Source organism: Martelella sp. FLE1502 (assembly GCF_053484255.1).
Map to the genome: position 1 here is coordinate 56,947 of NZ_JBAKFQ010000025.1, position 13,600 is coordinate 70,546.

The window sequence follows — 13,600 nt, forward strand, 5'->3', positions numbered from 1 at the left end:
TATGGCACGTTTCGGCGAAACCCTCGACTACATCGCAGCGGCCTTGAGCCGATCGGTCTTCCGCAAGTCGCTGGATGGCTATTGCCGTCTGGTGACCGCGGAGGACAACGATACCCTTGTCGCCGACGACGGGTCGCTGGTGAGTGTCTTTGCGCTCGAAGGGTTCCGCTCGCTGGCCGGTGAAACGGAAGTGTCGCAGACTGTCGAACAGCTGCGACGCACGATCACACCCTATTTCGCCTCTCCCGGATGCGCCCTGCAATTCTGGTTCGGCCATTCGCCGGATCTCGGCGCATCTGAAATCGACATGGCATTAAGCTCGATAGGGCGCGTCGCTCATGACAGCGGGCTTGACGTTGGCGACTTGATTGACGAGCGCCGTAGGATTTTGCCGCGAAAGCTGACCGGAGAACGTTCTTATCTGGCGGTGTGGTCACGCCCCTCCAACCTGACAAAGAACGAGATCAAGGCGGGGCAGGCGGCGAGGAGGAAAAACCTCTCAGGCGCGCCCTCGATGCGACAATCGCAATGGCCCGATGCGGCTCTGGAAGCACTCAGAACACGTCACAGGTCGGTCTCGGATGCGCTTTTTCGCGAATTTGCGCTGGTCGGCATCGAAATGGAGCGCTTGGATGCGCGTACGGCCATCACAGCCGCAAGAGGCGTTCTCTACCCCGAGTTTCTGCACGCATCACCAAGTTGGTCTCCTGTTCTGCCAGGGGACATGATGCGGAAGAAGATGCCGTCCACGAATGCCGAACTGAAGAAGGGCGATATTTCCAATCTTACCTGGCCGGCGCTTTCTCGCCAGTTGCTGACCGAAAGCGCGACGATCGTCGATCAGTCGACGGTTGAAATCGGCAACAGCGTCTTCTCGGGATTTGATTTGTCCTTGCCGCCTGAAATCGTTGTTTCGTTCAACGATCTTGTGCGGCGGGTTCTCGACAGCAAAGACAGGATTTCCTGGCGCACCTCGATGCTGACCGAAGCAGGCGGCTATCAGGGGCAGATCTTCAAAGAACAATATGCACGGCTGTTCACCTGGACCGCGCCGTCGCGCAACCGGCGTATCGTACAGGCGTTCGATGCGTTGCGCGAAGCCGACGGCATCGACGATACGGCCGTTCGCTTCCGTGTCTCCTTTGCGGCCTGGGCTCCGAAAACCCACAAGGACGTGCTCATGAGACAGGTTGCCAATCTACGGCGCGCGGTCGAGCGCTGGGGATCAGCGCAAACCGATGCGCTGATTGGCGATCCCGTCGAGAACGTCATGTCGTCGGCGCTCGCGATGAACTGCGCGTCGACCGCGCCGCCCATGGCGGCGAGCCTGTCACACGCGCTGGCGATGAGCCCGATTTCGCGCCCGGCGAAATGCTGGGACCATGGTGCTGTGCTGTTCAGAACTTCGGACGGAAAGCTGTGGCCCTATCAGCCGGGATCATCCAAGCAAACTTCATGGGTCGACGTTATCGTCGGAACGCCGGGCTCCGGCAAGTCGGTCCTGCTGAACTCGATTAACCTTGGCGTGGCGCTGTCACCGCAAAGTGGCCAGTCAGATGATGGTAGCGGATTGTTGCCACGCATTTCGATCATCGATGTCGGCCCGTCCTCGGCCGGATTGATTTCGCTCCTGCGTGACAGCCTGCCGGCGAACCGGCGTCACGAGGTCGTCTATCACCGGCTCCGGATGGAAGAACAGTATTCGGTCAATCCGTTCGACACCCAGCTCGCATTGCGGTTTCCTCTGGCTCACGAGCGCGGATACCTCGTCAATCTTGTGACCTTGCTATGCACGCCGGACGGGGCTGAATCGGCCTATGACGGTATTTCCGCGCTGGCAGCAAGCTGCATTAACGAAGCCTATGAGCGGTTTTCGGATGACCGGGAGCCGAAGAAATACGTCCCATCGGAAAGTTATGAAGTCGACGCCGCTCTCGGTGAGGTCGGCTATGTCGCCGACCAGTCCTCGACCTGGTGGGAGGTAACCGACGTTCTGATGGAAAACGGTCGACGGCATGAGGCGGCACTGGCGCAGCGCTTTGCTGTTCCGACGCTGTCCGATCTCATCTTGGTATCGAATTCCGAGACAGTTCGAGAACCCTTCCGAGAAATGGTGACGCGCACCCAGGAGCCGGTGCTTAAAGCATTTCAGCGCATGGTCAGCTCCGCGACCAAGGACTTCCCCATCCTCGCTCGCCCGACGCGTTTCGATGTCTCGGGCGCGCGCATCATAGCCTTTGATCTGTCGGACGTGACCGCGACGGTCGGGCCGCAAGCAAAACGACATACTGCCATCATGTATATGCTGGCCCACCATGCCGTCACCTCTGACTTCTGGTTGGACGAAGACGAGTTGCGGGGCCTGAAGGCGCCGCAAGTCTACATCGACTACCATCTGCGCCGTTGGAAAAATAACCGTCAGATGCACAAACGACTGTGCTTTGACGAGTACCACATGACTGGTGGGCTCGGTATTCGCCAGCAGGTCATCAATGACGTTCGAGTGTGCCGGAAAGCGGGTGTCCAGATCGCCTTGGCATCGCAGCTGATGGATGACTTCGATGAGGCCATTCAGAAGCTCGTCACCAATATTTGGTTTTGCAACGTGCCGACCGAAAGCGCGATTTCAGAGGTCTCCGAAACCTACAATCTTTCAGCCTCTGCTCGATCGATCCTCCGAACGCTCCATGGCCCCGTCCCAGGCGAGGGCGCTCCGGTCATGGCTTATCTGACCCTTAAGAGCGGTGTTTACACCCAATATCTGATCAATGAGCTCGGCCCGATCGAGCTATGGGCGCTGTCCACGACATCCGAGGACACGGCCCTGCGGTCCATGCTCTATGACCGTCTCGGCTCGAAGCGCGCGCGCACCATTCTTGCCGCCCGGTTTCCCGATGGGTCCGCAAAGGCAACGATCGAACGCCGGCTCGGTGAGTTGGAAGATCGGGGTGTTGCCGTTGACGAGGGCAAGAGAGGCGATGTCATCCGCGATCTCGCAGATCAAATTGTGAAGGAGGCAGTAGCATGAGTTTTCGAAACGCAGCCTTGGCGCTTCTGTTGTCGTCATCGGCCGCTGTCGCGCAAGATACGGAAGTAGCGACCAAATACATCACCTTCAACGATGTGGATGCGGATGCGACACAGGTCGCTCGCAAGATGTATGGGCGCTTCTATCGCATGGTCGAGGCCGAGCGCGTATGGCTGGAAGAGCCGACCGAAAGCTATGACCAGATGGTGGTGCGCCTCGGCGACAACCGCAAATGCGATCCAAACTGCGGCGTTGTTGCTCTTTATTACAGCGAGCCGGACGCAATGTGGCTTGAAGTCTGGCGGGGCCTTGGCGATGCGGTTGGTATTGGAGACGTCGGCATGGATGGCATTCGCTCCATCCATGGCGAAGACGGTCGTGTTTGGAAATGGTTCAGCACGTCCTACTCGCCCCAGGTACTAGGTGATGTTTACGAGTCCCGCGTTGCCACGGAAGATGAGAAGCGCGCCGCCTATGGCGTCCTGAATGCTCGATCGGCACCTCCCGAGGGCGTCGAGCCGCCTGAGTTTCTCGCATTTGACGTGGACCTGAAGAGCGGCGACGAAACCGTCATTACAGCGCGTTCCCTTTACTATTGCGGCAACGGTCCTTGCCCACTGATTGTCCTCGACGGCGATAACAAGGCGATCGCCAACTTCCGGACCTATGCCGAGGATTTCGCTCTCGAGCCAGATCGCGACGAGGAAGGTTACCGCCTGATCGAATTGTCTATCGACGACGGCATCGGCGTTTACAGCGTCGGCAGTGGTGAACGGGTCAAGACAATCGGTCTTATGCCTGTCCTGGAGGCTGGTCGGGAGAAGCCGCTATGAAACAGGTTATCTTGTGCTTATCCGCGTTTTCGCTCGGACTGGCATCGGTAGCGGCACATGCCGGATATCTGGATGCTCTTAAGGGGCATGAAGGCGGCGACAGCTACTCGATTATCAACAAGAAGGGCAGCGCGCTCGGCAAGTATCAGATCACGGCCGGTACATGGGCCACGCTCGGATATACCCAGGGATCTGGTGGCGACTGGTCAAACTACACGTTCACAGACAAGGCCCACGCAGCTGGCGTCTCGTCGCTCGACGATCTCCGGTATTCCGAAGCCGGCAAGGCACTGCAAGAGCGTGCCGTGAACGAGCTGACTATCAGCAACTGGAATTCAATGAGTTCCCAAACACGCGGGCTGGTAGGTCAGACAGTGAATGGCGTGCAGATCACACAGGAAAGCCTTCTGGACGCGGCGCATTTTCTTGGCTCCGGCGCCCTGAATGATTGGGTCGCAAGCGGTTTTGATCCCAACGCGCTACCCGAGAGCTATCTCGCGGCCAACAGCCTGTCCTCCTACGCGGAGCTGCAGGATCTCATCCTGAAGCGCATGGCATCCATCAACGGCAATTCATACGACGGCTTCGGATACACGAACAGCTATTCCGTCGGGGGAATGTATGGCGCGACCAGCGACTTTCCCGGCTTTGGATCAAAGCGGCCAGTTCTCATTCAGGAAGTGCCGCCATATCAGGGAGAAAAGAAAACGCTATGAAGAAGCTTGTATTGTTTTTTGCACCTGCCCTGATGCTGCACGCGGGATTGACCCATGCCGCAGAGGGAACCGACCAGATCGAACATCTATTCGATTCCATGCTCGGCGGCCAAAGCGGAGCATGTGCTGACACCGTTAAAATCAGTTTGACCGACGCAATCCGCGCAGGGATCGACACTGAGGTGGCGCGAAAGGAAGCGGCGCTTCAACAGCCGAAGCCCGTTGATGGCCTTGGTTGCCTGGACAACCTCATGAATCTGGACCTGGATATCGCCATTCAGGTTCCTGACGTGCAGGGCCTGTTCGATTCTGCCTTGTCCAACGCAGAACAACAGATCTGCTCCTTTGCACAAGAAGCCTGGGACAAGGCCACGGAGCCCCTGACATCGGCGCTTCAGCTGCCGTCCTTCGACGGCATCTCGGTAGACAGCTTTACCGGTGGTTCCAGTGACGTGCTCGACTTCGGGTCCGTCAACATGGGCCTGTCACAGGGCGGCGATTATGGCGGCGACGCGGGCGTGAGAGATGCTGGCGCGAATTCGTTGCTGCGCGATACCTATCAGAAGCTCTATGGCACCGGAGGACAGTGATGAAACACCTGATTTATGGCTTGTTGGTTTCGGTTGCGAGTGTCGGGCTGGCTCAGACGGCTGAAGCGGCCTGCTCCTGCGGTGGCGTGCGCAATATCGTTGCCCAATACAGCAACAAAACAATCCAGGACGTCAACGACCACACGACGGATGTCGGGCAGCAGATTGCGGACACGATCCTGAAAGGGGTCGCACAGCTGAGTGCCTATTCTGATCGATCCGTCGAAGCGCAAAAGCGCATCGAGGACGCAGCACAGTTGAATGACACGCTGCGGGCGCGTCAGGAGGCCCGCGGCCAGGCTGAGGGCGGTCGTTACGATCCGGCAGCCTCGGCCTGCTTCGACCTTTCCGGGCTGATGCAATTTGGCGGCGGAACTGCTTCCTATGGCGTCGGCGGGACAGACGTCTCCAATCTTTCGCGCAATCGCTCGCGTGGCAACGGTGCTGAGGGACAGGCAGTTTCCCAGGGCGGGCTTGCGATCGCCAATGCGATTATCAAAGACCGGGACGAGCTGGAAGATGTTGGCGGGTTCAAAGATCCGACGTCTGACATTCGTTTCCTGACCGATGCGCAGACGTTGGACACGTCCGAAGGCAAGGTCGCTCAGGCATATGCGCGCATGGTCAACAATATGGTTGACCCCATCCCGGCAAAGCCAATTACGGAAGGCGAAGCGAAAACGCCGGCCGGCAAGGCGCAGATGGCGGCGCGCCAGGTCGACGCGACACGTCGCTCAGCCTCTCACGCCATTCTTTCCTACCTTGGCGATCTGACTGCGCCGACCGGCAGCAGCGAGCTCGCCGAATGGGCGAAGAAAGCAGCGCCGACCAACTACCCTTATGAAATCGGAGACAAGGTTTCGAAGCTTCAGGCTTTGGATATTTTCGTTGAAAGTCGCTTCCCGAATCCGGAATGGCATCAGGCCGTTGCCAAGATGTCACCAGAAGCCGTGGAACGCGAAAACCTTCTGACCAATGCCCTGCAGCTCTACGTCTCATGGGAGCGTTTCGGTCTCGAACGGCGACAGGCGGCCGCTCTGTCTGCACTGCTCGCTCTTCAGCTTGACGATCGCGACAGCAGGACAACCGTAATCCCGGTGAACGACTGATGAAAAGACGGCGGAACCGACAGGATGATCCGCACAAGACTGGCTGGCTTGCCCGACGCGGCGGCATGCACCAGCTTGCCTTCATCGTCACATCCGGGTTTTCGGTCGGCATGGCGGCATGGGATATTATTTCCAGCACGTTGCGACCGAAGCGCTATTCGCGTGACAGGTTCTTCAAGACGGACGAAGACGGCGGCATCTCCCGCTTCAAGGCCCAGACATCTGGAATGAGCCAAGAGGAAATCGACGACGATGCCCGCGCCTGGCTACGGGAGCGAACGGTTTACACGATCATCGCATTTCTTTGTCTCGCTGCGATCCCGGCCATGTTTGCCTTCGGCATCTTCAGCATTTTCACGCTCACAGCACTCATCGTTTTGGCACTTTTGCTAGCGGCCAAGGCCATGAAAGCCGACTTTGCCTACTGGCAAATCCGACAGGGCCGTTTCGGTCCCTTTGCGGACTACCTCCAGCACCGTCTTCCTTACGACATGCAGATAATCAGGAAGGATTGAACCTTGCGGCGATTTCTCAAAGGTCTGCCCCTGGCCTTCATCTTTACCAGTTCCGGCGCGTTCGCACAGGAAATCGATGTCGTGGACATTCTGTCCGGCGGCGGCGACGAACGAACGAACACCTATCTGAACACGATTTTTGGTCCGCTTTTTCCCGGCCCGAACGACAAAACCCTGATCTCGGTGCTGATCTCGGACTTCAATATTCTGTTCTTCGCCCTCGGTGCGATCCTGTTGGCCTACAACATTATTATCGGGACGATGGAATCGGCGCACCACGGCGAGGTCCTCGGCCGACGTCATTCATCCCTGTGGGCGCCGATCCGCACACTGGTCGCAGCAGCGCTGCTCATTCCCATCCCTGCGACGGGGTACAATGGCGTTCAGCACGCAGCCGCCTATCTGGTGCAATTTGGTACGGGCACGGCATCGTATTTCTGGCAGAAAAGCGTGGATCTCGTCTTCAACGACCATATGCCGATCGTTGGCACGGACATGTCCCAAAAGGACGGTCAGTTCATTCAGGCTGTTTGGCGCATGGAAATGTGCCGGGCTGTCTACAACGCTGAGGCTGCAAAGGGCGGGGGCGACATTGCCGGCATTACCAAAAACTGGCGGACAACCGCCAGCGGCAGCTTAGCGCTCTCCTATGACATGCCCAACTATCGGGGTGCGTGCGGCACGATCACGCTTCCTTCAGAAACCAAAGGTTTTCAAAGGGTCGCTGCGTCATCGGACAAAACATACGCCGATTATGCAAAAGCCATGCGCGACGCAGTTACTCAGATCACCAATAATTATGCGCCGATGGCGGATTCGGTCGCCTTGGCCGTTTCTCAACGGCAGCCTTTGCCCGACTATAGGGGTCTTGCAGATGACCTTGCGGAATGGCGCGAGCTCCATGCCAACATCCTCAAGGACTATATTGCAACAGACAAACTTCAAAAGGATGTACAATCCGCGGCGTCCGAAACAGAAACGATCAACATCAACGGCATCGGCGACAAGGAGCAGAACATCGACCTGTCTGCCAGTCTGAAGGATGGCGGATGGCTGCAAGCGGGCTACTACTATCAGCTGATCAGCCGCTTCACCGCCGACGCTTCGGCCGTCGCGGGAGGAATCCCGCAAACAACACCGGGCGGCGCGATCGGAGCGACAGCCAATCCGAAAGGTCGAGTCGGAGAGTCTATTGCCTCGCAGTATGACGACGCCAACTGGTATCTGTTCGGTTCAGCCCAGGGAGACGCCACGAAATTCCTTGAGAGTTTCGCCGGCACCTACAACGGTGTCGTCGAATGGTGGAACGAGAGCGTCGCCAGAAGCGATGTACGCGCCTTTACCAACGAGCGTGCAGCCTTTGCGGATTCAACGGCCGACATGACATCCTATATGGTGTCTGCCGGCAATTTGTACGAAGCCTTCGACTTTCTGAACCCGGCTGCCAATGACGGTGACCCGATGGTGGGCCTGATCGCCGTTGGCAATCAGCTGGCGTTCTATAGCGGCGTCATCATGATTTCGCTTGCGGTGCTGGCAGCGGTTCCTTTTCTCGGACAGTCCGTGATCGCGTTCGCCGGCTTCCTCGGCTGGGTTTTGAGCGGAATCTCGGTTGCCGGCTACTTCATGGCGTTTGTGCTGCCAATGATCCCGACAGTGATTTGGGTCATCGGCGTGACGGCCTTCTTCCTTTTGGTCGTGGAGATGATCTTCGCCGCACCACTGTGGGCGATCGCTCACTTGTCGATGGAAGGCGAAGGTCTGGGCGGTCGGCAGGCCAGGCGCGGATACGTCATGTTGCTGGCGCTGACGGCAACACCGGTGCTTATGCTCTTCGGGCTTCTTGTGGGCATGATCATCTTCCGGATTGGCGGAACGCTTCTCAACGGGGGCTTTTACTACGCTATCACCGCAGCGCAGGCTCTGTCTGGTGACAGCTACACCCAAATCACCTGGTTCATCGGCATCTTGGCCATCATGGTGTTTATGCTCTTCGCATATGTCGTCATGCTGGAACGCTCTTTTGCCTTGATCGCCGAATTTCCTGGCAAAGTGTTCCGACTGATCGAGCCGGATGCCGTCAGCGATCTCGACACGCATGCAGCCATGCGGGCCAATGTTGCCGCTGGTGGAACAGCCGGTTCAATGGGCAGCCTGACGAGTTCGGCAGGCGGCGGCTTTACTAGAAGAATTGCAAGTAAGGCCCCTAAAACAAATGAGTAAGGAAGGACAGGAAATGGTTGGCACCAACTCGCCCGTTTCAGTTCGGTTGGATGTCGATACGCGCGAGAGACTGAACGCCTTGGCCAATCGACTGGACAGCACCCCACACGCACTAATGCGTCAAGCTGTTGCAGAATTTGTCGAAAGGCGCTCGACGGCAGTTCCGGCTCAAACGCCAAAGCAAAACTGACGGTGGTCAAGTGTCCTTTGAGAACGGCCGACTAGATCAGCCGGGCGTTTCTAGTTTTCAGCGACTGGTCTGATCATGCTAGGCGCATATCAGGAGTGCGGGCTGCGCCGCCGCGTCAATTCCTGAGCTTTCCGATTTCATATGCTATCGGTCGACGACTGCTGGACACTGAAAAGCTAGGAGAAGAATGGCGGAAAGCGCCCCATTTCGGTCGTCCAAGCGAGCTCTCGATTGCCATCAAAGCTGCCGATCCGCGCAGGTCGCTGCGGTGCCTATCAGGGGGAAAGGCTGGCAGGCTTTGGGTAGAATACGCGACTGCCCAGCGGTCCTCGCGTGCCCGGGCAGATCGCGCCGAACATGCCGTGTGGCGCGGATGAGCCGCCATCATAGATCGAAGCGAGCGAATGAAGATGCGGCGACTGATCAGCATCGCCTGTCTACAGAACCAAATGCCGCAACCTGGCTTCATCTAGAGCCGGCCGCAAGCAAATTGCTGAACCCATCGCACTGGCATGAATTCTAGCTGTAGAAATCCACGATCCGTTTGCCGTTGAAATCGCGTACGACGAAGGGTGTATCGAAGACCCTTTGCAGCATCGTCTCCTCGATGATTTCGACCGGTGAACCCTCGGCGGCGATGCGGCCTTCACGCATGGCGATGATACGGTCCGAATAGGCGGAGGCGAAATTGAGGTCGTGGACGACCAGCACGACCGTCTTTCCGAAGTCATGGGCCATGCGCCGGATCAGCCGCATCGTCGCCACGGCATGTTTGACATCGAGATTGTTGAGCGGCTCGTCGAACAGCACGTAATCGGTATCCTGCGCCAGCACCATGGCGAAGAAAGCCCGCTGCCGCTGGCCGCCGGACAACTGGTCGAGAAACCGGTCCGACAACTCCTGGAGATCGGCAAAGACGAGAGCGTCATCGATCCGGCGCGCGTCTTCGGCCGTCAACCGCCCCCGCGAATAGGGAAAACGCCCGAAACCGACGAGATCGCGCACCGTCAGGCGCGCGGCGATATGGTTTTCTTGGCGCATGATCGAAAGCTTGCGCGCGAGCACATCGTCAGCCGTTTCCGCAATATCGAGCCCGCCGACACGAACTGCGCCGCTGTCCGCCTTCATCAGCCGGCTGACGACGGCGAGAAGGGTCGATTTGCCCGCGCCGTTGGGACCGACGATACTGGTAAGGCCGCCCTTCGGGATCGTCAGCGTCACATCGTCGAGCACGCGGGTGGCACCGTAGCTTTTTGAGATATTGCTGATTGCGATCATCGGAGATTTCCCCGCAGAAGCAGAAAGATGAAGAAGATGCCGCCGGCAAATTCGACGATGATGGACAGCGCCGTCCCGAAGGAAAAGACCCGCTCCAGAACGGTCTGGCCGCCGACAAGGGTGAGGGCGGCAAGCAGCACCGCTGCCGGCAGCACAACGTGATGCCGCCCGTCCGGCATTATCATATAGGCAAGGTTTGCCACCAGAAGGCCGAAGAATGTGACGGGCCCGACCAGCGCGGTTGCGACCGAAACCAGGATGGTGACGACGAAAAGCGTCAGCGTGACCGCACGCTTGTGGGAGACACCAAGCGCAATCGCCGTTTCGCGCCCTGTCAGGATGACGTCAAGGTCCGGCAAAAGCCGCCAGCCGAGAACCGAGACGGCAAGGATGATCACCGCAGAGATGCCGAGCAGCTCGGTGTTGGCGGTGTTGAAGCTTGCAAAGAACCGGTCCTGCAACACCACGAAATCGGTCGGGTCGATCAACCGCTGCATGAAGGCGGAAAGGCTGCGAAAGAGACCGCCGAACAGAATGCCGACAAGCATGACGAGATGGATACTGCGGGTGGCGCCGGAAAACAGCCAGCGAAACAGCAGCAATGCAAACCCGCTCATGACCGCCGCCTCAAGCACGAACATCACGCGTTGATCGATGACATTGAGCCCGCCGGCCCCGAGCGCGAACACGAAGAACGTCTGCAGCAGGATATAGAGCGCATCAAACCCCATGATCGAGGGCGTCAGGATGCGGTTGCCGACAATGGTCTGGAACAGCACTGTGGAGACTGCAATCGCATAGGCTACCAGCAGCAGGGCCGCAAGCTTGACGCCGCGGAAACCAAGCACGAAGGACCAGTTGCCGCGGGCGCCAAGTGTCATGAAGGCAACGGCCGACACAAGCGCCAGGGCTGCCAGCACGGCGATGATCAGTGCGCTTTTACGACCTCTTTGATCAGCGTGCATGGGCTTCCTGCCGCAGGAGAAGATAGAGGAAGATCGCCGAGCCGAACACGCCCATCATCGTGCCGACGGGAATCTCGTATGGCGCTATGATCAGGCGACCGGCGATATCGCAGGCAAGCACCAGCACCGCCCCGCTATAGGCAATCCACGGCAGTGTGCGCCGCAAGTTGTCGCCCATCACAAGGCTGACGACATTGGGCACGATCAGACCGACAAAGGGGATGGAGCCGACGGTGACGACCACCGATGCCGAAATCAGCGAGACGATGGAAAGCCCCGTCAGCATGGCACGGCGGTAGTTGAGCCCGGTCGATATGGCCACGGCCTCACCGAGACCGGCAAGCGTAAACCTCGCCGCGGTGACGTAGGCGACAACACCGAGGCCAAAGGAAATCCACAGCAGTTCATAACGACCGCGCAGGACCATCGAAAAATCGCCGTTGGTCCAGGCGCCGAGCGACTGCAGCAGGTCATAGCGATAGGCAATAAAGCTGGTGATCGCGGAAATGACGCCGCCCAGCATGATGCCGGTCAGCGGCACCATCAATACCGCGCGCGCCGGAATTTGCCGCACCAGCCTGAGGAACAGCGCTGTGCCGGCCATCGCAAAAACGGCCGCCAGCAACATTTTGCCGATCACCGGCATTCCGGGAAAGAACAGGGCCGCCGTCAGCATGCCGAGGGCAGCGGATTCCGCCGTGCCGGCCGTGGACGGTTCGACGAACCGGTTCTGCGCCAGCATCTGCATGATCGTGCCGGCAATCGCCAGTCCGCCGCCGGCAAGGAGCAACGCCAATGTGCGCGGAAGCCGGCTTGCCAGCAATACCAGTCCGCCGTCCTCTGCCCAGAACAGCGATGAAAGCCCAAGCGTGCTCGCACCCGTCAGGAGGCTTGCGAAGAACAAAACGAGGCCGAGAACAATTGCGGAAAAAATGCGGATCATGAAAGTCTACTTTTCAACTCCCGGCCTTATGCGGCGCGCGTCGCCCGGGGTCAATGGCGCGGACGTCCGGGCTCACGGCAAAGTGTGCACCCCATCGCGCGACACGACCGAGACGTGCTTGTCAGCCATGCCTTTTTGAATATGTTGACCAGAACAATCAAGTATGAGGAGTCTCCCGTGAGAATCGACGCAGTCCACCGTGCCACGCTCTTCGCCGCCATCGCGATCGTTCCGACCCTTGCCGCCGTGCCGGCGCTTGCCGAAACCATGACGATCGAGCATGTAAGCGGCAGCACCGAGGTTGAGATGAACCCCGAGACCGTCATTGTCTACGACCTCTCCGCACTCGATACGCTCGATGCCCTGGGCGTGCGCGTAACAGCCGTGCCGGATGCACCGATGCCGCCTTCCCTTTCTGAGTTTTCCTCCGATGACTACGAGAAGGTCGGCTCGTTGTTCGAGCCGGATTTCGAGGCCGTCAACGCGCTGCAGCCCGATCTCATCATCGTTGCCGGCCGCTCGCAGGCAAAATACGACGACCTGTCGAAGATCGCCCCGACGATCGACCTGACGATTGCCAATGACGCTTTCCTCGAAGGGGTCGAAGGCAATGCCCGGCTTCTGGGGGAACTTTTCGGCAAGCAGGAAGAGGCCAAAGCCGAGATTACGGCCCTGGAAACCACGCTGGAGACGCTCCAGGGGCTGACCGAAGACGCCGGAACCGCACTTGTGCTGCTGACAACGGGCGGCAAGATTTCCGCCTTCGGCCCCGGTTCACGCTTCGGCGACGTCTATGACCTTTATGGCTTCGAACCGGCCGACGAAACTCTCGACGTCGGCACGCACGGACAGGCGGTTTCGTTCGAATATATCATGGAGCAGAATCCGGACTGGCTCTATGTGCTCGACCGCGACGCTGCCATCGGCCGTGAAGGCGAAGCAGCGCAGCAGCTTCTCGACAATGAACTCGTCGCACGCACCAAAGCCTGGCAGAACGACCAGGTAATCTATGCCGATGGCGGGGTGCTCTATCTTGCAAGCGGCGGCGTGCGCGCGCAGAAGGCCTTGGCCGAACAGGTGTTGGAAGCGCTGAAGGACTGAAATCCTGGCTGCAAGCGGCGCGGTAGAGAATCGGTTTGGTCCGGGGTCGCTTTCCTAGGCCGTGTGGACGGATTTTATGAGGTTGAATGCTGCAGCGATTGAAACGATG

12 protein-coding genes are annotated in these 13,600 nt (G+C 58.7%); 9 read left to right on the forward strand and 3 right to left on the reverse strand.

Annotation, left to right across the window (positions count from 1 at the left end):
- Position 1 precedes the first annotated feature (1 nt).
- From V6767_RS18185 to V6767_RS18220, 8 genes are all read left to right on the forward strand, one after another.
- Positions 2–3,028: a hypothetical protein gene (locus V6767_RS18185; protein ID WP_448474748.1), complete on the forward strand. Its 3,027-nt coding sequence runs from the start codon at positions 2–4 to the stop codon at positions 3,026–3,028.
- A complete protein-coding gene (locus V6767_RS18190; RefSeq protein WP_448474749.1) occupies positions 3,025–3,861 on the forward strand; it encodes a hypothetical protein in 837 nt (278 codons plus the stop codon). The genes V6767_RS18185 and V6767_RS18190 overlap by 4 nt, the downstream gene beginning before the upstream one ends.
- The gene (locus tag V6767_RS18195; RefSeq protein ID WP_448474750.1) at positions 3,858–4,577 is read left to right on the forward strand and encodes a hypothetical protein; all 720 of its coding nucleotides are present in this window, start codon (positions 3,858–3,860) and stop codon (positions 4,575–4,577) included. The genes V6767_RS18190 and V6767_RS18195 overlap by 4 nt, the downstream gene beginning before the upstream one ends.
- Complete coding sequence (locus tag V6767_RS18200; RefSeq protein ID WP_448474751.1) at positions 4,574–5,167, forward strand: hypothetical protein; 594 nt, start codon at positions 4,574–4,576, stop codon at positions 5,165–5,167. The genes V6767_RS18195 and V6767_RS18200 overlap by 4 nt, the downstream gene beginning before the upstream one ends.
- Positions 5,167–6,276 (forward strand): hypothetical protein, encoded by a 1,110-nt coding sequence (locus tag V6767_RS18205; RefSeq protein WP_448474752.1) that lies wholly within the window; start codon positions 5,167–5,169, stop codon positions 6,274–6,276. Before V6767_RS18200 ends, V6767_RS18205 begins: the two co-directional genes overlap by 1 nt.
- A 65-nt stretch (positions 6,277–6,341) precedes the next feature.
- A complete protein-coding gene (locus V6767_RS18210; RefSeq protein ID WP_448474753.1) occupies positions 6,342–6,791 on the forward strand; it encodes a hypothetical protein in 450 nt (149 codons plus the stop codon).
- Between the two features lie 3 nt (positions 6,792–6,794).
- Positions 6,795–9,014: a DotA/TraY family protein gene (locus V6767_RS18215; RefSeq protein ID WP_448474754.1), complete on the forward strand. Its 2,220-nt coding sequence runs from the start codon at positions 6,795–6,797 to the stop codon at positions 9,012–9,014.
- A 13-nt stretch (positions 9,015–9,027) separates the two neighbouring features.
- Complete coding sequence (locus V6767_RS18220; RefSeq protein ID WP_180902416.1) at positions 9,028–9,204, forward strand: CopG family ribbon-helix-helix protein; 177 nt, start codon at positions 9,028–9,030, stop codon at positions 9,202–9,204.
- A 519-nt stretch (positions 9,205–9,723) separates the two neighbouring features.
- Here the strand turns inward: V6767_RS18220 and V6767_RS18225 are convergent.
- From V6767_RS18225 to V6767_RS18235, 3 genes are read right to left on the reverse strand one after another with little or no spacing between them, the layout of a single operon-like run.
- Positions 9,724–10,482 (reverse strand): iron ABC transporter ATP-binding protein, encoded by a 759-nt coding sequence (locus tag V6767_RS18225; protein ID WP_448474755.1) that lies wholly within the window; start codon positions 10,480–10,482, stop codon positions 9,724–9,726.
- On the reverse strand, positions 10,479–11,447 hold the full coding sequence (locus V6767_RS18230; RefSeq protein WP_448474756.1) for an iron chelate uptake ABC transporter family permease subunit: 969 nt from the start codon (positions 11,445–11,447) through the stop codon (positions 10,479–10,481). The genes V6767_RS18225 and V6767_RS18230 overlap by 4 nt, the downstream gene beginning before the upstream one ends.
- The gene (locus tag V6767_RS18235) at positions 11,437–12,390 is read right to left on the reverse strand and encodes an ABC transporter permease (protein ID WP_448474757.1); all 954 of its coding nucleotides are present in this window, start codon (positions 12,388–12,390) and stop codon (positions 11,437–11,439) included. Before V6767_RS18235 ends, V6767_RS18230 begins: the two co-directional genes overlap by 11 nt.
- Before the next feature lie 141 nt (positions 12,391–12,531).
- Between V6767_RS18235 and V6767_RS18240 the strand changes: the two genes are divergently transcribed.
- Positions 12,532–13,491, forward strand: a complete 960-nt coding sequence (locus V6767_RS18240; RefSeq protein ID WP_448464225.1) for a siderophore ABC transporter substrate-binding protein — start codon at positions 12,532–12,534, stop codon at positions 13,489–13,491.
- Positions 13,492–13,600 lie beyond the last annotated feature (109 nt).